We start from the raw sequence: 18479 nt of genomic DNA, 5'->3' as shown, positions 1-18479 counted from the left end.
AAAAAAGCCCCGTCAATGCGGGGCGTCTATTTCGGTTCAGCTGCGTCGAGTGGAGGTGAGGAATCTGGCCAGCCCTGGACCAACATTTCGTCGCGATATTCGCCTGCCTCAATGACCCGCAAGAGTTCAAGCTCGCGGTCAAAGCACGCCTGCACATGCGAGCGGACGGCGTCGGCGATGTTGATGATCTGCTCGGCACCGATCTCGACAAATCCGGTGGCAGTCTTGAAATTGCAGCGATAGTCCGGGTTACGAATGGCTGCCAGACCCGTGCCGGCGATCAACGCCTGGCTGTCACGGGAGGTCTCAATGGTCAGGCCTTCGACCACGATGCCGCTGGCCTCCCGCATAAACCGTTCGGCCGCCACTTGTTCCGCGAGCTGCTCCGGTGTCACGTCAGGTAGCTTGGGTGGCGTGAATCGCCAACCGCCCTTGATCTTTCGGGCCTGCCAATGAATCTGAGGGGGCGGATCAATGCCATCAACACATACCCACGTCAGCGACGGGTGATACATCGTCGCAATATCCCCGTCCGTTTCAACCTGTTCGAACACCTGATCCCCGTAGATCCGTACATAGATACTCATGCCCACTCCTCAATATCGACCCAACCATCCGCACCATTGCCGCCCGCCAGATTCACCGGAAGCGAAGGCATCGCTACAGCACCACCTCCGCCGGATCCCAGACTGACCGCGTCGGCACCTTTCTGGCTTTGCGATATGGAGTTGCCACCGGGTCCGCAACGACTGGCACCGCCCTCACCCGAGACGACAAAGGAGGTCGTGAACCCAAACGCACCACCGCCACCAGCGCCGGATTCAATGGCGACATTGCCACCCACACCAGGCTCAGAGTTTGGCGTCCGCCCCAGATACAGCGGCGGCACAACATTCGAACCCAACCCGCCGCCAGTACCACCGGGTGCCGATGCAAACGCTCCAAATGATGTGGCCGAACCGTTGTTGCCTTTGTCTGCCAGCACACCAACACCGCCGAGGCCAACCGTCACCAGCACACCGTCAAACCCGCCACCAATCCACGTATCGAAGTACCCGCCAGCAGATCCACCACAACCAGCCGAAACCCGACCGGCCGCCGTCGAGGCAGCACCGCCACCCGCACCCCCACCGCCACCACCACGCACCCGAATACGTTTCGTCCCAGGTGTGGAGTAATAAACCTGCGTCGCCCGGATCCTCCGGGTGCCGAGCATCCGCCCCGTCGTTTTGCGTACTTCATCGACCAGTGCGCCCACGTCGACGACGCCCTGATTGACCATCGAACTCCAGGCCTTGATGCACCACATGACCGCGAAGTTTCGCGGCCGGGTCACACCGCCCTCCGTGGGGAACGCTGCCGAAGCAAGACCGGTAGTCGTGTAGGTGGTGCCGACATTTGGATAGTCGGCCATCTGATAAGTGTCCGCCTGCGCCTGAGCCGGCGTGCCACGGATGATGTCCACCGAGGCGCCACCCGGTGCATTACTGTCAAACGCAGTCAGCGTACCGAGCTGGTAGGTGCCGATAGCCCGGCCCGCATCGATTCCTCGCCCGTGATCCCAGCCACGCAGGAATTCAGCCCGCGTATCCGGCAAGCGAAAATTGCCCGCCCCTTCGTTGCCTTTGTTGAACGTCGCTCCGAGATAGGCGTACAGATCCGGGTAGGTCGCAGCGCTCTGCACACTGCCGTCCAACTCAAGGAACCCCGCTGGCATCTTGTTCACCGGGAACGCCACGACAGTGCCCACTGGCATGGCCATCGCCTGCTTCAGCAGCGCGTTGACCTCATCGACGGTGTAAGCGTCCTTGATGCCGTGGCCCGCCAACGTGACCGGGTTATCTCCCCGCTCAACAATGCCACGGTCGTTGACCACCACGCGCGTGTACGTCCCCGCCACCTTGTTCTTCGGCAGCACCTCAAGAATGGCGGCATCAACATAGGCCCGCGTCGCCAGCACCACGGCCGGATCGATCTTGAGTTGAATGTTGCCGGCACTGGTGACCACGAAGTTCATGCGCACGATTTGCGTGCGACCGGAACCTTGCGACAGCAGCGGCTTGAAGCTCGGCGCACAGTTGGCCACCGCCACCAGATCGCCGTCCGCGTCATACAGGCCGATTTCGCGAATCCAGCGCCCACCTTCATCGGCCGGGATGATCTGCTCGGCGATCAGCACCGCCGGGTTGACCGGATCGATCTTCAGTTGGTTCAGCGGTTTGCGCCGCCACTCGTTGATCAGTTTGGTTTGCCCTTCACTGGGGATTACCGGGTCGATGTTGTTGGCATCTCCCACACCCATTTCGGTGATTTTCCAGGGAACACCGAGCGCGTCGGCGTTCGCCTGTTTGGCCATCCCCACCTTCGTAAGGATCGCGAAAAACTGCGAGTTCGCATCAGTCATTGATAAACGTCCAAGGTGTCTATGGTGTGTTCGCGACCGACCACGCCAAAGCTGCCCGTGACTTCGATGTCACGCATCACTGGCGGGTAAACGTCGATTTCGTCGCCGTCGTAGAGGGACACGGCGATATTCAGGTCGCCTCGGGTTTCGAGGCTGATTGCCAATCCGGTCAGCTGTCGGCTGACCGGTTTGGCGTCATCGATCAGGCGTTCCAGTTCGAGATACATCTCCTCAGTGATGCCGGTATCGAGGACGCCGACCTTCAAGGCGAAGGTGCCCGGTACGCCCTCTGGCACCGTCTGCCACCACTCCAGTACCTCAATCAGGTAGCCCAGCGGCTCGACCACTCGGCGCAGGGCACCGATGGTGCCCTTGTGTTTGTGGATGTAGAACGAGGCCTTGATCGCAGCGCGCTTGACCGGCTCTGGCCACGTCGGATCCCAGCGGTCAACCGACCAGGCCCAGGCCAGGTGCGGCAGCAAGTGCACTGGGCAGGTGTCGGGGTTGTAGAGGGTTCGCAGCGGGATCAGGGTCGTCTCGGCGAACGCCGCCTCGATAGCCCGCTCAAGGGGTGTGCTGTTGAGCGGCAAAAGACTGCGCATGTCAGCCTCCCAGCACGACGGTGTAACCCGTGCAGTAAGCGGCCTGCGCCTTGGTGGGTTTCAAATCCTGCCAATCCTTGAGCTCCACCCGGCCGACACCGGCGACATGCAACTGCGCATCGACACCGGACCGAGCCACCTCGACGCCCAGCCGGCGCCGGGGATTGATCCAGGCCTCCAACCGACGGATCGCCTCGGTGAGCGCTGCATCATTCTCCGGGCCGGAGCCCCTCATGTGCAGCACGGCGTCGACACGGTAATGGAGGATCTCGGCGCCGCGCACGGTGACGCGATCACCCACCGGCCGCACGTCATCATCGTTCACCGCCGCCGCAACCAATGCCAGCAGCTCCGGGCCAGCCGTGCCGTCGCCCTCCAGGCCTAGCACCCTGACGTCGACGCAGGCCGGTGCTGGGCTTTCCGCCGTGGCGTCGGCCACCAGCGCCGAAGCGTTACGCGCATGCAGGATGTAGCTGTTACGCGGGCCAGCGGTGGTCAGCCCTTCATAGGCCAACTGGACCCGCTCGCGCAGAGCGTCATGCGACTCCATCACCGCATCGACCGGTGGAACGGCCAGCGGATCCGCCGGCTGGATCACTAGGCGTTTGAGGTTGACGTTACCTGCCAAGTGATCCAGATCGGAGCCGGTCGCATGGGCCAGAAACTGGGCCTTGGCCGCGTCGTTGACCCGCGCCCTGTTGCCCAGCCTGATGTAGCTGCCGACCTCCAGCAGCTTGGTGACTGGATCGCTTTCAATCGAAGCCGTCCAGTTCTTGCCCATATGCCCCCGGAACACGCCCAGCACTTCGCTGTATGTGTCCTCGAAGTCCAGCGGCTCCAGCACGTCCGGCGCCGGAAGCTCCGACAGATCCACCAGGGTACTCATACCCACACCTCCAACGTGCCGCGTTCACCGAGGTATTCGCCGCTGATCTTGAAATTGATTTTGCCGCCGAGGACGGAGACAACCACGATGCGCTCAAGCTTGAGTCGCGGCTCCCATTGGTTGAGTGCCCGCACTGCCTCAGCCTGCGCCGCGCTCTTCCAACCTTCATTGATGGGCAAGTCAACCATGCGCCGGAGCTTGCTGCCGTACTCCGGCCGTTCACGACGGCTCAGCAACGGTGTGCCGAGGATGTCCGCCACCGACTGACGTAGATGCTCGATGCCGGAGATGGGCTGCCCGGTGTGGCGATCCATTCCGATCATCGGGTCTACTCCTTGAGCTGCTCGTATTCGGGGTGAGCCTTGAGGTACTTCAGCGCGACGTCATCACCCGCCTCGACCGAGACCAGGCTTTTAGCCACGGGAAGAGTGCGACCGTCCGGAAGGATCACCGTACGAGAGGTGTAGAGGGTGTCGCGAAATTTCACTGCGGATGTGGTCGGAACCGGGGGGGTTACGGCGGCAGGATCCTGCGCCGATGTATCGTCTTGAGGTTTGGCCATGATTACTCCGGGCATAAAAAAGCCCGCGCAAGGCGGGCCGGGTTGAATGATTCACTAATGCTTGTGGTTGTTGCTGTTGCCGGTAGTGTCCAGGATTGCACCATCGCTGGTGATGTCTCCGGTGACGTGCAACGGTCCCTTGATGTTCACCTGACCTTCAAGATCGATCGTTCCCGACTTCACAGTGACAGAGCTGTCGGTCACCTCGGCTTGAGTCGCTCCGACCTTGATGCTGACTGTGCCGCTCGGCACGCTGATGCTGTAGCTTTTGGCATCCCAGTCATAGATCAGGGAACCACCGTCAGGGAAGCGCCAGACCTCAACGTGATCACGGTTGTCCGGCGGTGAACCGCCGTTGCCGTACAGGCCGGGTATGAATGTGCCCTGGGCCACGTCGCCACTGGCACTGATTAGCGTGCCCTGTTCGTTGATGCTTGGCGCCCGCCAATGCCGTGCCTTGCCGGCGGCGACGCTGTGCCAACGCACCCAGCCGCTCACCCATTCACCGTCCGAGACCCGGCAGGCTGGTGGTGACGCGGCAAGGTCCACCGCGACCACGTAGCAATCCTTGACCAGTCCGGCGAGCATGCGGTCGTGCTGGGCGCTAACGTAGCCGCCGCTCATGGCAAATCCTCCGGCGCAAAATACTTGCCCTTGTTGGCTAGACCAGTGTCAGGCTCAACGCCGAACAGCAGCGTGCCCGGTGGCTGATCGGGCCACGGCCATTGCGCTTCGCCGAGATAGATCTGCTGCGTCCATTCCACGACCCAGACGGTGTAACCGTCGAGTTCGGGTTTCGTCCAATCTGGCATGGACTGCACGAACTCGGCGGGCTCCACCTCAACACCCCAGCTCTGAAGGCGCAGCAGCACTGCCAACTGACCGGCGATGAACACCGCTTGCTGATGGTGATCGGGCTGAATTGGATCAGTGATCACCCGCGCTTCGAACTTGCAGGACAGGCTCGTCTCGCCGGTTCCCGGGTCGTGGCCTGGCTCCATCTCTGCCAATTCGACAAGAACCGCCGGCAATGCGATGCGATCATCAATGTGCGGCCAGACTGCAACTGTCTGCACGCCCGGCAGGTGATCTTGAATGTGTCGTTCAATGGCTTGATACAAATGATCAAGACTGAACGGCTCATCGACTTGATCCGTCATGTCATGTCCCCTTCAGGTGTTTCCGCAGTTCAAAATTGAGTTCCTGCTGCAGCACGTGCACCAATTGCTCGTCAGCCTTGCGTACCCATTCTTCGAAATGCGGCCGGGCTTGTTCCAGCGAGACCTTAGCCTTCGCCAGCGGAAAGCGGCTGCCATGTTCGGCGATCCAGCCCGAACTGGCCCCGCCCGCCCCGCTGACATCGCTGTCGGGGTAGTCATTGGCGTCGAAATGCTTGCTGGCCGTGCGGATCCAGACGTCCGCGCTGTTGCCGTAGACTTTCTTGTAAAACGCACCCTGAAAGCGCCGACCAGCCACTGACACCCCGGACCGGTTCTGTCGAGGACGACCAATGCGGCTGGCTTCCATTGCGTTGAGGCCGAACCAGAGTTTGCCGCTGTTGGCTCCACCGCTAACCGGGTAAGCCCGCAGTCGCTGTCGAACGGCTGCGACCGCTATGCGTTCCTGCCGACCGACAGCGCGAGCAATATGAGTGGCGAGCCAGCGCAGGGTTTTGTTGATCGCCCGGCGCTGGGCAGCGGCCGCTGCCTTGGGCACCAAGGCGGCGAAGTCCTGAAAGGCTTTCAGATCTGCCGCCGAAGTCTGCAGGGAGATCATCCCGCCGCCGGCCGAGGGTTTGAAATAACTGCCGACACTCATGGCCGTTTCCTCAGGATCAAGGCGACGAGCCCGTCACCGCCTGGCTCCAGTTGCAGCAGATCGTAGTCACCGCCGCCATCCAACGCTGGCAGATCCACGCTGATTAGCAGTCCTTTTTTCAGACCGTGCGAGTCACGGACGCGGATCTCGAACTTCGGCTCGCGCAATACCGTTCTGAGGCTGCCCATTTTGGGTTGCATCCACGGCGCCGCGAACATGCCTAGCACCGGTTCGTCGTAGCCCTCGATCCGGGCCGTGTCGCCGAGCGTTTCAAACACCGTGTCGTCGATGTCTTCCAGCAGCTCGCGGAAAGACATGGTCAGAGTTCCAGCTGGATCTGAGCGCGTGGTCGCGTGCACAAGTGCAGCGGGTTGGACTGGGCTTCTCCGGCCACGCCCTTGTTGAACGGCAGCGGCTCGATCTTGCTGTAGTACGGCAGGCCCTCGGTATTCACCGTTTCCATGTAATCCGCCGGTGCGAAGGTCGAGATGTAAAGATCGGGCACACCTTCGGGAATGAGGCGGGCCTGATCGTCATGCACGAACGACACGCCGGACACCTTGCCCCGGTAGCGCTCCCAGACGATCCCGCCGAACTCAAAGCTTTCACGGGAATCGCCACGAAGTGCGGCGGCTTGCATGGTGTTCAGGTAGGTGTCCCGCACGGATTTGTGCGAGATCAGCTTGTTCCAGAAGTTTTTGCCGCAGAAGGCGCGGGAACCGGTGCTGGTCACGCTGCCCAGCGCATCCTCTTGCATGTCCAGTGCCTCACCAGCACGGACACGCACGTCAGTATCAGGGTTGCCCAACCCCATCGACATTTTTTGACGCTGGACGCCGAACGCTTTGTAGATATCCAGCAGCACAGTCTTGCCGTCAGCATCCAGCACTTGACCGCTCAGCGCTCCCATGCGCTGGAACTCGTGGGTTGCGTCCAACTGGCGGCGAGCCTTGGCCAGGCGACGGTTGACCACGTCTTGCACCGATTGCAGTTCGGTTCGGGTACCGAATGCACGGATACCCTGAATCTCGTCGGCCTTGATCGTGAACCGCTCAGGCAGGTGCACGGTGTTGAATGGGATGAGCGTTCGACGGCTACCGCCGACCACCAGTCCCGAGGTGCCGCGCTCACCGGCCGGGACCAGTGCCAGGGTGTCGCCGTCCTTCTCGATTTGCACCGTCAGGGAAGTGGTGCCTTCTTCGCGAAACAGACCGAGGCTGCTGATGCGGCCCGGCAGGTATTCCTGTTCGCTGATCGCGGCGGTCAGCGATGGGACGCTGAAGGCGTCGTCTTCAAAAATGGCGATATCGGCCATGGGTGTACTCTCCAGAAACGAAAAATCCCGCTCACGGCGGGATGCATATAAAGGAAGAAACGTCTTAGCGAACGATCAGGAAGTGCGCGGCCAGGGCCTTCTCGGCGGCTGGGTCAAGACCGGTCAGGTGGGCCTCGCTGACTTCGGCCAGCCGCACCACGGCGCGACCGCGACGAACGACATCTGACTCGCCGAGCGGGCCGTAGAGGATCGCGACAGCGTTTTCCGTGCCGTCCTCAGCTGTCGGGCTGTATGGCGCGAATTCGCTGCTTGCGGTCACCAGTCCGAGGATCTGTCCGGGTTCCAGCGCCGGGCCGGCCGCGACGTTGATCGCTTCACGGGAGATGTTGCCGGCGCCTTCGGACAGCAGGAATTCGCCCGCGTGCATCGGCTCCAATTTAGAGGTCATGGTCTAGCTCCTTTCGAGGTTTGAGATTGTGCGGCCCGGCGGGCTGCCCAGATCGAAGTCGGGTCTGGTTGTTTGGCTTGAATCTTGGCGGCCGGGTCTTCGTTCTGCGGCAGCTTGTTATCGATCTCGAAGCCCCCGCCGCTGCCGATCAGTTTGTCGAACAGTCGTGCACGCACGGCGCCGCTGTCCAAACCGGCCTTGACGAACTCCACAGCACACTCCGGCAGGCGTGCCGCCACGCAGAGGTCATGGACGGCCTTGGCTTGGGCCAGTGCTGCCTGTACTGCCGCTTCACTCTCCAGCTTGGTAGCGGCGAGCAGCGGCTCGATCAGGTTGCCGATACCGGCCTTGTTGCAGGCCTGAGTGATCAGCAGCGCCAAGGCTGCAGGGTCGGCGGTCGGGGCGGCAGGTTGCGGTGCGTCGACCACCGGCTCATCCACCTCCGAGGCGTTGTCGAGCAGATCCAGCAGGGCCTTGGGGGTGCGCTGGTATTTCTGAATCATCGCGCCCTGCCCCAGACGCGCCTTGATCTGCAGACCGTCGCCGACCTCGTCGGCCAACCCGAGGGCGACCGCTTCGCGGGCGGTCAGCCAGGTCTCGGCATTGACCAGACGTCGCAGCTCAGCCTCGTCGATGGCCGGTGCCTTGGCTTTGTAGGCCGCGATGATCACCTCCAGCGCCTGGTCGAGTGCGGCAGCAACCTTTCGCAGATCCTCTGCATCGCCCGAGGCGTAGGTCCAAGGGTTGTGAATCATCAGCATGGCGTTTTCAGCGACCACCACCCGGTGCGCACCGCACACGGCGACACTCGCCGCGCTCGCGGCCAGGGCGTCGACGCGGCCCGTACAACGCTCACCCAGACGGGCAAGTGCGTTGTGGATCGCCAGCCCGTCGAACAGGTCGCCACCGATGCTGTTGAAGGCCGCGACAACGGGCGACACGCCGTCGTCTAGCGCGGTAAGATCGCGGACAAACTGGTTTGCCGTGATGCCCCAGGTGCCGATCTCGCCGTAGATGTAGATCTCGATGGTGCGCTGTGAGGCCTCGCCGGTGGCGTTGACGGTGTACCAGTGCTTGTCGTTGAGCTCCTGCTGACCTTGCACCTTGTTGAAGATTTTCAGGGGGAATGGCGGTGTCATGGATTCTCCTGGTCGTCCGAGACATTGTCTGCCTCGACGAGTGTTCGATAGTTGAGGCCCAAGGCGCGGGCCCGCTGGGCGTCGGCGGCGTTTTCCGCGTCCACTGTTTCGGCGTCGTAGCCGGTACGCAGGCACATCTCGCTGCGCGAGCCGAATCCGGCGTTAACCTCCAGCATCCGCGCCTGAACGTCCTGCACTGGCTGGATGTAGGCCCAGCCCTGAGGCACCCAGCGGGTACGCAGGTATTCGCGACGACGCTTGGCGTAGTCCGGCAGCTCGATCACCCCGGCCAGCACGGCCATATCCAGCCATGCCGCCCGAACTGGCCGGCAGAGCTGGTGGATATACAGGTTGAATTGCAGCTGTTCGAGGCGGCGCCGGAACTCGTTCAGCACCACGCGCAGCGCCCGGTCGTTGATGCCTTTCATGTCACCGGTGAGGATCTCGTAAGGCGTGTCGGTGCCGGCTGCTGCGGCCATCAGTTGCTGACGCATGAAGTCCGGATAGTTGTTGCCGGCGTCTGGTGGTTTGGAGAACTCGACCTCTTCGCCAGCGCCGAGCTCCTGCATGGTGCCAGGTTCCAGCGCGACCATCGGCGTAAAGCCGTCGCGGTCGGCGGTGATCAACTGGCCGGTGACCGGGTCGCGAGGTGCCTGGCCCATTTCCGGTGACGGGCGCTTGATGAAGCCTGCGAACAGGTTGGACACTTCTTGCCGGAACAGCACGGCGTCGTCGTAGTTGTCGAGGCTGCGCAACCGTTTGAGGACGGGCGACATACGTGGAACGCCGCGCAATTGACCCGGTTCCAGCGGTTCGAAGATGTGCAGCACCTGGCTGGCCGGTACCCGCACCAGTTGGTTGTAGCCGGCGTTCAGCGCCACCCCATCTCGCGGGTGCGAACGGTACATCCAGTAGGCCACGCGCTTGCCGGCCGGGTTGAATTCGATCCCGGCACGGATGACGTTACCGTCCCGGGTGACTTCGAACTTGTCGTGCGGCACAAACTCAGGCGCGAGTGTCTGCAATTGCAGAGGTACCGCCAGCCCTTCGTCCATACGGCGGGGACGAAGCCGGACAAAACACTCGCCTGCCGTTTCGACCGTGCGCGACACTAGGGCCTGTTGCCCGTAAAAGTCGCAAAGCCCATCGGCGTCCGACTCATCGACCCAGTCTTCCCAGAACTCCTGAAACAGGTTGCGCAAAACCTCGTCCTTGATCTTCGGACGTGGCGTGATGCCGGTGCCGATCAGGTTGCTGACCCGCTTGTTGATCGCGTTAGCCGCATACGGATCGTTGCGCACCGCTGCCCGCGAGCGAGCCCGCAGGTTGCGCAGTGCAGGAGTGTTGATGCTGTTAATGCTGTCGTCGGGCGCATCCCAACTGGCAGAACGTCGACCCTCTCCGGCGCCTTCGTAGCTGGCCTTGATGTTCGATGGCAGCAAAAATCCGCTACGCGTCAGTGCCGGAAATTGTCGAGACATCAGATTCCTTTGCCTCCGTGACTGAGCCGCACGACCCGCGAGCGCGGCGCGGCAGCGCTGATAAGCGAACTGCGGATTTCTTCGCGAGCCCTGAGCAGTTCGTCGACGTCGCGGTATTCCACCGTCCGGTCGCTGTAGCGCACGGTCTTTTCACCGCGTGCGATGGCTCGCTCGATGACTTCGAGGTGTTTCTGGGTAAAGGACATATCAGCGTCTCTTCAGGTAGCCGCTGGTGGAAGTGCGGCGTTGAGTTGGTGCAGCTGGTGGTCGCGCTGGAGTGACCGGTGCGGCAGGTGGTGGTGCGGCTTGAGCCTGTCTTACAGCCGCTGGTTCAGGTGTTGCGCCTTCGTCGACACGCTGCCCCTGAACTGGCTTGATACCCAAGGCATCGTCGAACAGACCGGACTGGGCCAACGCCTGACGCACTCGGTCCCAGTCGTGCTCCTGGTAGCGGTTGATGCCGAGGTAATGCGCCATGGCCAGGCAGTACACCATCAGGTCGAGCGCTTCGTTGCGCTCGGCCTTGCCCTTGACCCATTCAATGCGTTTGTGGCCACGCACGTAGCGCACGACCTTGCGCTCGGCGACGCACTGGGCGAAGAACTCGTCCGGCAGGTCGTTGGCAAAGTGCAGCGAACCCGGCCCGTCCGGGAACGGATAGCGGTTGTAGATCCAGTCCTTTGCCGTGTCGGTGCCGACAAACCACAGCTCGGCGCCGTTGCGCTCGGTCTGGCCTTTCCAGGTCACGTCGACCAGGGACGGGCGTTGTGCGATAACCGGCCTACCCGGCTTGCTCGCACCCTTGATGGCGAAGACGTTTCGCCAACGGCGAACGCGGCAGAACTGATAAACCTCGTCGGTGTGGTGACCGCCGGAGTCGACGCCAACAGCAAGGATGCCCAAACCGACGCCGCAAGGATGCCGGTAGCGAGCCTTGAGCTTTTCGTCCAGCACGGACCAGGTGCGCTCGTCGGCTGGATCGCCCCAGATGACCTGGTGATCGACGACCCAGCGCTCCATGCCGACGCCAAAACCCATCACCATCATTTCCAGGCGGTTGGCCTGGACGTCGACGGAGCCTGTCAGCATCAGCACACCGGCCGGCATCGTGCCGAGGGTGTAGGCCTCTTGCCGTGCCCGGGCGATCAGCACTTCTGCTTTGGTCTGTTCGAGAGCGCTGTCCCAGACCTTGGCCAGCCGGGTGTTGTAGAACACCTGCATCAGGCTCGTGTCGCCTTGGGCCTGGGCTTTTTTGGCGTCCTCGAATTCTTCGGCGAGTGAGGCCCAGTCCATCCAACCTGTTGGCGAGTAGAGGGAGTTGAGATGAAAGCCGACGGTCTTTCCGTCGCCGCTGCCATGGGCACGCCATTCGCCCCGGGCGAGCATGTCGCTCTTGTGATGTTCCTCGATCAGCACGTCGCACTCGGGGTTCGCGCACTGGTAATGCACGGTGCTGTAGTCGTTGCTGTAGAGCAGGCGCTCCCATTCCAGCACCTGCATATGGCCGCAGGTGGGACATGGCACGTAGTAGTAACGCTGGTCGCTGGACTCGAACAGATCGGCGATCCGCGAGGCGCCCTTGATCGTCGGCGAGCTGGAAAAGTAGATCTTGGCGTTGCGGCCGAAGTTGGTCGCCCGCGTCTCTGCCAACTTGATGGGGTCGCCTTCCTGGCCGACGTCGTTCTCCCAGCGGTCGACTTCGTCGCCGTAGATGTAGCGTGCCGACAGCTCGGACAGGTTGGCCGCAGAACCGGCGGTGGTGACGTACAGCGAGCCACCTTCGAATTCCTTGGTGTCCATGGTGTTGCGTGCATCCCGCGAACGGGTGGCCGCAACTCGCTCGCGCAGAACCGGGGTGGCCTTGATGGTCTTGCTGATCCGCCCGGAAACCCGCTTGGACAGGCTCAGGCTCGGCAGCAGGGCCAGGATGTTCGACGGCGCCATGTGGATCAGGCCGCCCATCCAGTTCAGGGCGATCTGGGTTTTCATCAACTGCGAGGCCACCATGGTGACCACTCGCCTGCAGGGGTGAGCCGGCGACAGGCAGCGCATTGGCTCACGGGCATAAGGTGTACGTGAGGTGCGGTACTGACCGGGCTCCGGGGCACCGGTGTCACGCGGGATCCGCATGTAATCGTCGGCCCATTGATCGATCCAGAGTTCTGGGTCGGGGCGAAGTCCACGGAAATAAGCCTCACGGTACACCTCTGCACCGTCAGGAAATTCCGTGTGCATGGGTTCAGTCCGTTGTCATGGCGTGTGTAAGGTCTGCTGAAGAGAGGCGCTCGGCCTCTTCCAGCGTTCGACGGAAGGTGGCCGTCAGGTGTTTTTCGATCAGCCAGGGATCGGTCATGGCCGCGAGGTCGTGGGACAGTTGCGGCAGTGGCCCGAACAGCTGATCGCGCAGCATGCGGCCGGCGTTGTAGGCGCCCATCTCGACGGCTTCCTTGGAAACCAGTGAACCCTGGGCTTTGCCCAGCTCGATCTCGGCCAGCTTGGCCATGTTGTGCTCTCGCAGGGCGCGGGCTTTTTGGAAGTCGGGCAGCTTGCCGTCGCTGGTAATCACCTGCGGCGGCGCAGCCGTGGAAGTCGGTTCGGACGACGTGGACAGTTGGCTGTACACATCGCGCTGAATCCGGTCTTGTTGGTGCCGGTCGGCGACGGCGGCTTTGCTTGGGTCAGCGGTGTCGCGAATCAACGCTTCGCTGGCCTGCACGTCCACCAGTTTTCCGTTCGGCGACAGCACCAGGCGGTTGTTGTTTTTCAACCAGGTGATGTAGCTCGGCGCCCTGCCGATCCGCGCCGCGAAGGCGCTTTTCGACAGGTAATTTGGTTCTGTCATAAGGCCTCCTTTCAACGGCTTTTCAATGCAGACCTTTCAATTTCAATGGATTGAATTTCAGTAAGCTGGGGGCGCTCCCGCTAACACTTTCCCGCGGGTTTCCGACCCCGTGTCCTTCAGATACCCCTAGGGTCCCCGGCGGTTTTCGGCGCCCCAGATCGGTGCATCACCCCTGCTCGCCCCCGGCTGGCGGGACTTCGCAGACGCCCAGCCGCTTGGCAGCCCAGCGTTCGTACAACCCGATGGCCACATCGGCACCGGCCATCGCCGTGAGGCAACCCAATGCGCCCGCCGTCCAGATCGACATGCCTGCGGCGATCATTAACATCATCGCCGACACCCCGCAGACAATGCAGGCCCCGGATCGAAGCGCGAGCCGCCGCAACAACGCCCAGCCCCGCGCCCCGTCCTTGTCAGCCCGCCACATCTCCCCTGATACGCCGCCGACCAGGGCCAGGACGATCACTAACCAGATCGGCATCTCTGCCAGCGCTTGTTGCTCGTTCGTCATCGTCTTCTCCAAAATGCAAAAACCCGGCTGGATGGCCGGGTTTCTTGATATCTTCGCGAGTTCAACTCATTTAAAAACAGGGTGTTATATGGACACGACATCAGTACTCGTAAGTTTTCTTCTGACCGTACTCGGAGGGCTCTTTGTCGCTTGGTTGTTCGCTCCGACCGATGCTACGGGGAGGGCGCTACGCCGACTGAGAATCATGGGAAGCTATTTGTACCGAACCCTTGCTCTGTTTGGTGCTGTTGCGATGCTTGTCAGCAGTGCATATGAGTTTTACAAATTTGCCTATTCAGATGCACCGATCACAAGGCTGGAAGTCGTCGGCCTTTTCTTCTACATGCTCAACTTCTTCGTATATTTGGTAGCAACCACCGCAGTGGTTGCTATCTGGTCAAGGGGAACGCCTCAAACAGCTGGTGAAAGACCGTGATCCTTTGGTCGCACCTATCGAAGATGACTACTTTTTACAGGTCGATTCCGGTGGCAGCAACCCCGGTTTAATGCCACCCGGCGAATAAGTGGGTAACACAGGGTGAACGCCTAGCGAATGTCGGCGAATATCCCACCCCGGCATTCTGCTGTTTCGGCGGAGTCCCATCTGTCCCACCATTCAGAATCGAAGTGGGACGCCTGAGAGCGCCTAAATTCGGGGCTTCGCCCCACTGTCCTACTTATCTCTCTTCTTTCTCGTGTATAGAAAAATCTTAAAGAACACGCGTGCGCGCAATATGCGCGTATTGCTGCCCGCTACGCTTACACGGGCGGGAGGCAGTTTTTAGCGGGACAGTGGGACAGCCCAACAACGACAAGGCCCGCACCTGTCCCACTGCATCAAAACGCAGCGGGACAAGACGGGCCAGTGGGACAACAGCAACCGGACGAATGCCAGGGGTCACGCAGCCGCCCCCATCAGCACCCAGTAGATCTGCAGATGCGCATCATGCAAACGCTGGTAGTACGTATCCCGGCCGCAACCGCAGTGCGCGTAACGCAAGCGCATATCAACGTCGAGAGTGCAGTAATGCTCCCGCACAACCGTCACCAGCTCGGGCGCCAAATGTTTGTTCACGATCAGCTCGATGTCGAGAGAACTCTCCAGCGGCGCACGAAAGGCCCGCCGCCCACGGATCAGTTGCCCATTGCTCTCCATCATCATGGCAACCATGTTCCCCCCAGCAAGCCCCCCTTTCGAATGTTCGGAATGAAGCTCCTGCGCCCACAGCCGAAGCAGCGAATCGATCTCCTTAATCAAAGCAAGGCTCCTCGAATGCTTCGCGCTTCAACGCCGAGGCGCCGCCCCACCCTGCCGGCTTCTTGTAAGCCCAAGGCCGCTGGCCACTCTTCACCAACGGCGGCAACCGCACACGCCGCCACCCCAACCGATGCATGATCGCCCCGACGCGCATCTGCTCCGGCTTGCCCCAATGCCCGAAGTCCAGTTTCAACGCACTGGTCAGCACATCGCTACCGGTGGTGGTCTCGCCGATCTGCGACTCTTCCAGCCAGGTCAGAATCGGCCCTTCCCACTCGTCCACCACAAAGCGCTCGTCCTGCTCTTCGCCGAACATCGCCGCTTCATCCAACGTCACCCACCAGAGGTCGCCTGCGTCGTAACAGAACACCGCCTCGGCCCACAGCTGATCGCGGATCGAACGCAACAGCTCCAGATCCACCTTGGTACACGCCACCGGCCAATAACGGCGGTTACCGGTCGCGTCCTTCAGGTACTCGTCCTGGTTCGTCGTACCCACGAACACGCACTGACGCGGCACGTCCATCGTGCGACGGCCGTAGCTCTCGCGGTAGGTATCGGTCGACGCCGAGAAAAACTGCTTGGCCTTGGTACTCTCAGCCTTGTTGAAGCTGTCCAGCTCGCCCAGCTCGACGATCCACTTGCCCCGGATCGCCTGAAAGCCGTCCTTGTCGCCGAGGGCGAACGGCGTATCCATGAACCACTCCCCGCCGAGAATGCTCATCGCTGTCGACTTACCGGCACCCTGCGCACCTTCAAGAATCATCACCGAGTCAGCCTTGCAACCCGGCTTCATCACCCGCGCCACGGCCGACAACATCCAGCGTTTGCCGACCTTGCTCGAGTAATCCGTGGCGTTCACGCCCATGACATCCGTAAGCCAGGTCTCCAGGCGCGGCACGCGATCCCACTCAAGCTTGCGCAGGTACTGCCGCACCGGATGAAACGCATGGTCATGCGCGACCACGCTCACCGCCTCGATCACATGCGACGCCTTGACCCGCAAGTTGTACTGCTGCGCGAGCCACTTCATCACCCGCACATCATCAATGTCCGCCCAATCGCCCGTGCCGCCGCCATACGGTGCCGCACGCAGCTTCACGATCTTCGAACTGAACGCGCTGTAACTGATCACCCCGGCCCAGCGCTCATCATTGGCCAGGATCAGCTCGACGTTCTGCATGTGCGCAATCAGCGCGCCGCTTTCACTTCGAGCCAGCATGTCCTTCCAGCCACCAGCGGCCGGCGGCTTGACCACCGCCAGTACCTGACGACGCACCGCTTCCAAACCTTCAGCAACATGCAGGTCGTTGAAGTCGGTCCACTTGATCTCCCGCTCACCGGAAAAGATCGGTGCGACCACCTGGCCACCGACGATCAGTGCCGCGTTGTTGGCCTTCTCTTCTCCAGGGTTCCAGGCATCGCCGTTCGGTTTCGTGGTCTTCCAGTCATCGTCCCGACAAATGATCAGCGGGCAACCGGCGAAGCGCTCACGCATCGCCTTGCACACCACCAGCAAGTTGCCGGCATCAAACGCGATGGCCACGGTCAGCGACGTCGCCATATGCAGGCTTGCGCCCGTGGCATAGCCCTCACACACCAGCACCGGCTCACCCGGATCCGGATGCGGACCGATCAGGTGAAAAGCGCCCTCCTTCGACATCCCATAGGGCCAGTACGTCTTGTCCCGACCGGTGTCTTCTTGTTTGGTTGGATACACCACCTGCAAGCCGACAATCTCGTCACGCACGTTGCACATCGGCACCAGGAACGCACCGGTGCGCGGCGCATACCGAACACCAATACCGACGATCTGCTTACGATCCAGATAGTCGCTTCGGCCCTTCTCCGGCATGCGTTTGAACATACCCGCCGCACGCTTCGCAGCACGACGCGCTGCATTGGCAGCGATCTCTGCTGCGCGGCGCTTCGCGTCTTCCTGCCGAGCGCGCATGACCTCACGCTCTTCCGGCGACATCCGCCCGGCCTTGACCTTGATCTTCTGCGATTCACCCGAACGCCAATCACCGAACGCGCCGAAAATTAGCGTCTCGCCCTTCTCAGTACGATGCTCATGGGCGATGTACCAACCATTCTTTTCCTTACCCTTGTCCTGCGCTGTTTTACACCGGGTGAGCTTACCGAACACCAATGGCTGCGCAGGCTCCAGACCGTAATCCGCGAATTGCCCCAAGACCTCATCGAGCATAAATGGCCCCCAAGATCTCATCGACCTCTTGGCAGGTCACGCATTGTGTACAGCCAGGAACAGCGATCCGGCGTCCCTCAGGGATCGGGTTTTCACAGTTCTCACAGAACAGAAACGAATGCGCCGCCAAAGCGGGCTTCGCGGCGTTGCGGGCAGCGAGCGCCTGATCGATACGCTCTTGCACCAAGTCATTAGCGAAATCCGCAATATCAGCCACGATCAACACCCCGCGTCGTCTGATTGACATAAGTGGCGCGGTTGAACATTCCCAGCAGCCCCTGAATTCCACGAAACACCTGCAGGCGAATCGCAGCCAATTCATCGTCAGTAACGACACCGTCGCCGATGCTTTTGGCCCAGGTATCCGCCAGATCCGCGACCTGCCGGAAATACTCGGCAATCCCGGTGGTCAACGTCTCGGGCATGTCGTTGGTGTACGCCTCTGCCAGTTCCTGCCAGGTCGTGTCACCGACCAACGCATGCACCGCATCCAGAATGCGGCGATCCTTGGTCAGTTCCAGAATCTCGCCGAACTCTTGAATGTTCACCGTGTGGCTTGGGTGGGTGGGGGAAAGCTTGTGCTGCAACGTGGTCGCATTCCGGCCGGTGGTGGCGGCGATGGCAGCGGCGCCGCCGGGGTAGTCCCGTGCGGCATGGTAAAGCGCGAGATCGAGCGGCAGAACTTCCCGCTGCGCCCGGTCTAGAGAGCTCAGAATGATACGGCTCATGGCATTAATCCTTGTAAGTTGCCAGTGCCGCGCGACATGCAGTGGTGATACATTTGCCGCGTGGCTTGAAAGGGCCCAAACGCCGGCTAGATCTTCGGGATCGACACCGGCACCGTGCCGGGGCGAGCAATCCGTTGCTCACCCCTGGCGCAACAGCTGCCCAATCTGTGGTGGAAAAGGCAGCAACACCAAGGCTTCCGAGCCTTGGAAAAGCGCGATAAAGAGAGGTAGATGCATGTGGTGTGCCCGCCTTTCTTTATCGCGACCCGACAGCGCTGTGGTGGTGCGTGTCGGGAGGAACTGGGCGGCCCTTGG

At 61.5% G+C, this 18479-nt stretch carries 23 protein-coding genes; 1 reads left to right on the top strand and 22 read right to left on the bottom strand.

All coding sequences use genetic code 11. The annotated features are described in order from the left end of the window. Positions 1-26: 26 nt before the first annotated feature. The 18 genes from NH234_RS07900 to NH234_RS07815 all read right to left on the bottom strand — a co-directional run bounded on the left by NH234_RS07900 (position 27) and on the right by NH234_RS07815 (position 13969). Positions 27-587 (bottom strand): DUF4376 domain-containing protein, encoded by a 561-nt coding sequence (locus NH234_RS07900; protein ID WP_367256228.1) that lies wholly within the window; start codon positions 585-587, stop codon positions 27-29. Beyond that, positions 584-2404, bottom strand: coding sequence for a phage tail protein (locus NH234_RS07895; protein ID WP_367256227.1), 1821 nt, complete (start codon positions 2402-2404; stop codon positions 584-586). The genes NH234_RS07900 and NH234_RS07895 overlap by 4 nt, the downstream gene beginning before the upstream one ends. Beyond that, positions 2401-3006, bottom strand: coding sequence for a phage tail protein I (locus NH234_RS07890; RefSeq protein WP_367256225.1), 606 nt, complete (start codon positions 3004-3006; stop codon positions 2401-2403). The genes NH234_RS07895 and NH234_RS07890 overlap by 4 nt, the downstream gene beginning before the upstream one ends. A gap of 1 nt (position 3007) precedes the next feature. Continuing rightward, on the bottom strand, positions 3008-3892 hold the full coding sequence (locus tag NH234_RS07885) for a baseplate J/gp47 family protein (RefSeq protein ID WP_367257138.1): 885 nt from the start codon (positions 3890-3892) through the stop codon (positions 3008-3010). Next, complete coding sequence (locus NH234_RS07880) at positions 3889-4215, bottom strand: GPW/gp25 family protein (RefSeq protein WP_085683149.1); 327 nt, start codon at positions 4213-4215, stop codon at positions 3889-3891. Before NH234_RS07880 ends, NH234_RS07885 begins: the two co-directional genes overlap by 4 nt. Positions 4216-4220: 5 nt before the next feature. After that, on the bottom strand, positions 4221-4454 hold the full coding sequence (locus tag NH234_RS07875) for a hypothetical protein (RefSeq protein WP_367256224.1): 234 nt from the start codon (positions 4452-4454) through the stop codon (positions 4221-4223). Positions 4455-4508: 54 nt separating this feature from the next. Then, positions 4509-5078, bottom strand: a complete 570-nt coding sequence (locus NH234_RS07870) for a phage baseplate assembly protein V (protein ID WP_367256222.1) — start codon at positions 5076-5078, stop codon at positions 4509-4511. Beyond that, positions 5075-5614: a hypothetical protein gene (locus NH234_RS07865; protein WP_367256221.1), complete on the bottom strand. Its 540-nt coding sequence runs from the start codon at positions 5612-5614 to the stop codon at positions 5075-5077. The genes NH234_RS07870 and NH234_RS07865 overlap by 4 nt, the downstream gene beginning before the upstream one ends. A 1-nt stretch (position 5615) precedes the next feature. After that, a complete protein-coding gene (locus NH234_RS07860) occupies positions 5616-6272 on the bottom strand; it encodes a hypothetical protein (RefSeq protein WP_367256219.1) in 657 nt (218 codons plus the stop codon). Next, on the bottom strand, positions 6269-6589 hold the full coding sequence (locus NH234_RS07855) for a hypothetical protein (protein ID WP_367256217.1): 321 nt from the start codon (positions 6587-6589) through the stop codon (positions 6269-6271). The genes NH234_RS07860 and NH234_RS07855 overlap by 4 nt, the downstream gene beginning before the upstream one ends. 2 nt (positions 6590-6591) lie before the next feature. Next, a complete protein-coding gene (locus tag NH234_RS07850) occupies positions 6592-7587 on the bottom strand; it encodes a major capsid protein (protein WP_367256215.1) in 996 nt (331 codons plus the stop codon). A 64-nt stretch (positions 7588-7651) separates the two neighbouring features. Next, positions 7652-7996 carry a head decoration protein gene (locus NH234_RS07845; RefSeq protein ID WP_367256214.1) on the bottom strand — a complete coding sequence of 115 codons (345 nt, stop codon included), beginning with the start codon at positions 7994-7996 and terminating at the stop codon, positions 7652-7654. Then, positions 7993-9135 carry a head maturation protease, ClpP-related gene (locus NH234_RS07840; protein WP_367256212.1) on the bottom strand — a complete coding sequence of 381 codons (1143 nt, stop codon included), beginning with the start codon at positions 9133-9135 and terminating at the stop codon, positions 7993-7995. Before NH234_RS07840 ends, NH234_RS07845 begins: the two co-directional genes overlap by 4 nt. After that, positions 9132-10616, bottom strand: coding sequence for a phage portal protein (locus NH234_RS07835; protein ID WP_367256210.1), 1485 nt, complete (start codon positions 10614-10616; stop codon positions 9132-9134). Before NH234_RS07835 ends, NH234_RS07840 begins: the two co-directional genes overlap by 4 nt. Continuing rightward, a complete protein-coding gene (locus NH234_RS07830) occupies positions 10616-10822 on the bottom strand; it encodes a phage head-tail joining protein (RefSeq protein WP_249490053.1) in 207 nt (68 codons plus the stop codon). Before NH234_RS07830 ends, NH234_RS07835 begins: the two co-directional genes overlap by 1 nt. A 1-nt stretch (position 10823) precedes the next feature. Beyond that, entirely contained in the window at positions 10824-12851 is a 2028-nt protein-coding gene (locus NH234_RS07825) for a phage terminase large subunit family protein (RefSeq protein WP_367256208.1), read from the bottom strand. A 4-nt stretch (positions 12852-12855) separates the two neighbouring features. Continuing rightward, positions 12856-13458, bottom strand: coding sequence for a terminase small subunit (locus tag NH234_RS07820; RefSeq protein ID WP_367256207.1), 603 nt, complete (start codon positions 13456-13458; stop codon positions 12856-12858). A gap of 166 nt (positions 13459-13624) precedes the next feature. Then, positions 13625-13969, bottom strand: coding sequence for a phage holin family protein (locus NH234_RS07815; protein WP_259155019.1), 345 nt, complete (start codon positions 13967-13969; stop codon positions 13625-13627). A gap of 13 nt (positions 13970-13982) precedes the next feature. On the opposite strand from NH234_RS07815, the gene NH234_RS07810 reads away from it, so the two are divergent. After that, complete coding sequence (locus NH234_RS07810) at positions 13983-14405, top strand: hypothetical protein (protein WP_367256206.1); 423 nt, start codon at positions 13983-13985, stop codon at positions 14403-14405. Between the two features lie 462 nt (positions 14406-14867). Here the strand turns inward: NH234_RS07810 and NH234_RS07805 are convergent, their stop codons facing one another. The 4 genes from NH234_RS07805 to NH234_RS07790 are packed head-to-tail and all read right to left on the bottom strand — an operon-like array spanning position 14868 to position 18164. Beyond that, entirely contained in the window at positions 14868-15227 is a 360-nt protein-coding gene (locus tag NH234_RS07805) for a hypothetical protein (RefSeq protein ID WP_163974179.1), read from the bottom strand. Further along, on the bottom strand, positions 15220-17436 hold the full coding sequence (locus NH234_RS07800) for a VapE domain-containing protein (protein ID WP_367256205.1): 2217 nt from the start codon (positions 17434-17436) through the stop codon (positions 15220-15222). The genes NH234_RS07805 and NH234_RS07800 overlap by 8 nt, the downstream gene beginning before the upstream one ends. After that, complete coding sequence (locus tag NH234_RS07795) at positions 17426-17653, bottom strand: TraR/DksA family transcriptional regulator (protein WP_301622969.1); 228 nt, start codon at positions 17651-17653, stop codon at positions 17426-17428. The genes NH234_RS07800 and NH234_RS07795 overlap by 11 nt, the downstream gene beginning before the upstream one ends. Next, the gene (locus NH234_RS07790) at positions 17646-18164 is read right to left on the bottom strand and encodes a phage regulatory CII family protein (RefSeq protein ID WP_367256204.1); all 519 of its coding nucleotides are present in this window, start codon (positions 18162-18164) and stop codon (positions 17646-17648) included. The genes NH234_RS07795 and NH234_RS07790 overlap by 8 nt, the downstream gene beginning before the upstream one ends. Positions 18165-18479: the final 315 nt, after the last annotated feature.

This window comes from Pseudomonas sp. stari2 (assembly GCF_040760005.1).
Lineage (GTDB): Bacteria > Pseudomonadota > Gammaproteobacteria > Pseudomonadales > Pseudomonadaceae > Aquipseudomonas.
Note: the sequence above shows the minus strand (reverse complement) of the source record. Positions and strands in the feature narration are given on the sequence as shown.

What these genes read in the sequence shown, in the direction of transcription:
- NH234_RS07900 (WP_367256228.1), bottom strand. Translation starts at nt 587, where the DNA reads ATGAGTATCTATGTACGGATCTACGGGGATCAGGTGTTCGAACAGGTT.
- NH234_RS07840 (WP_367256212.1), bottom strand. Translation starts at nt 9,135, where the DNA reads ATGACACCGCCATTCCCCCTGAAAATCTTCAACAAGGTGCAAGGTCAG.
- NH234_RS07830 (WP_249490053.1), bottom strand. Translation starts at nt 10,822, where the DNA reads ATGTCCTTTACCCAGAAACACCTCGAAGTCATCGAGCGAGCCATCGCA.
- NH234_RS07870 (WP_367256222.1), bottom strand. Translation starts at nt 5,078, where the DNA reads ATGAGCGGCGGCTACGTTAGCGCCCAGCACGACCGCATGCTCGCCGGA.
- NH234_RS07810 (WP_367256206.1), top strand. Translation starts at nt 13,983, where the DNA reads ATGCAAAAACCCGGCTGGATGGCCGGGTTTCTTGATATCTTCGCGAGT.
- NH234_RS07835 (WP_367256210.1), bottom strand. Translation starts at nt 10,616, where the DNA reads ATGTCTCGACAATTTCCGGCACTGACGCGTAGCGGATTTTTGCTGCCA.
- NH234_RS07845 (WP_367256214.1), bottom strand. Translation starts at nt 7,996, where the DNA reads ATGACCTCTAAATTGGAGCCGATGCACGCGGGCGAATTCCTGCTGTCC.
- NH234_RS07875 (WP_367256224.1), bottom strand. Translation starts at nt 4,454, where the DNA reads ATGGCCAAACCTCAAGACGATACATCGGCGCAGGATCCTGCCGCCGTA.
- NH234_RS07885 (WP_367257138.1), bottom strand. Translation starts at nt 3,892, where the DNA reads ATGAGTACCCTGGTGGATCTGTCGGAGCTTCCGGCGCCGGACGTGCTG.
- NH234_RS07825 (WP_367256208.1), bottom strand. Translation starts at nt 12,851, where the DNA reads ATGCACACGGAATTTCCTGACGGTGCAGAGGTGTACCGTGAGGCTTAT.
- NH234_RS07865 (WP_367256221.1), bottom strand. Translation starts at nt 5,614, where the DNA reads ATGACGGATCAAGTCGATGAGCCGTTCAGTCTTGATCATTTGTATCAA.
- NH234_RS07890 (WP_367256225.1), bottom strand. Translation starts at nt 3,006, where the DNA reads ATGCGCAGTCTTTTGCCGCTCAACAGCACACCCCTTGAGCGGGCTATC.
- NH234_RS07895 (WP_367256227.1), bottom strand. Translation starts at nt 2,404, where the DNA reads ATGACTGATGCGAACTCGCAGTTTTTCGCGATCCTTACGAAGGTGGGG.
- NH234_RS07850 (WP_367256215.1), bottom strand. Translation starts at nt 7,587, where the DNA reads ATGGCCGATATCGCCATTTTTGAAGACGACGCCTTCAGCGTCCCATCG.
- NH234_RS07880 (WP_085683149.1), bottom strand. Translation starts at nt 4,215, where the DNA reads ATGATCGGAATGGATCGCCACACCGGGCAGCCCATCTCCGGCATCGAG.
- NH234_RS07855 (WP_367256217.1), bottom strand. Translation starts at nt 6,589, where the DNA reads ATGTCTTTCCGCGAGCTGCTGGAAGACATCGACGACACGGTGTTTGAA.
- NH234_RS07860 (WP_367256219.1), bottom strand. Translation starts at nt 6,272, where the DNA reads ATGAGTGTCGGCAGTTATTTCAAACCCTCGGCCGGCGGCGGGATGATC.
- NH234_RS07820 (WP_367256207.1), bottom strand. Translation starts at nt 13,458, where the DNA reads ATGACAGAACCAAATTACCTGTCGAAAAGCGCCTTCGCGGCGCGGATC.
- NH234_RS07790 (WP_367256204.1), bottom strand. Translation starts at nt 18,164, where the DNA reads ATGAGCCGTATCATTCTGAGCTCTCTAGACCGGGCGCAGCGGGAAGTT.
- NH234_RS07800 (WP_367256205.1), bottom strand. Translation starts at nt 17,436, where the DNA reads ATGCTCGATGAGGTCTTGGGGCAATTCGCGGATTACGGTCTGGAGCCT.
- NH234_RS07815 (WP_259155019.1), bottom strand. Translation starts at nt 13,969, where the DNA reads ATGACGAACGAGCAACAAGCGCTGGCAGAGATGCCGATCTGGTTAGTG.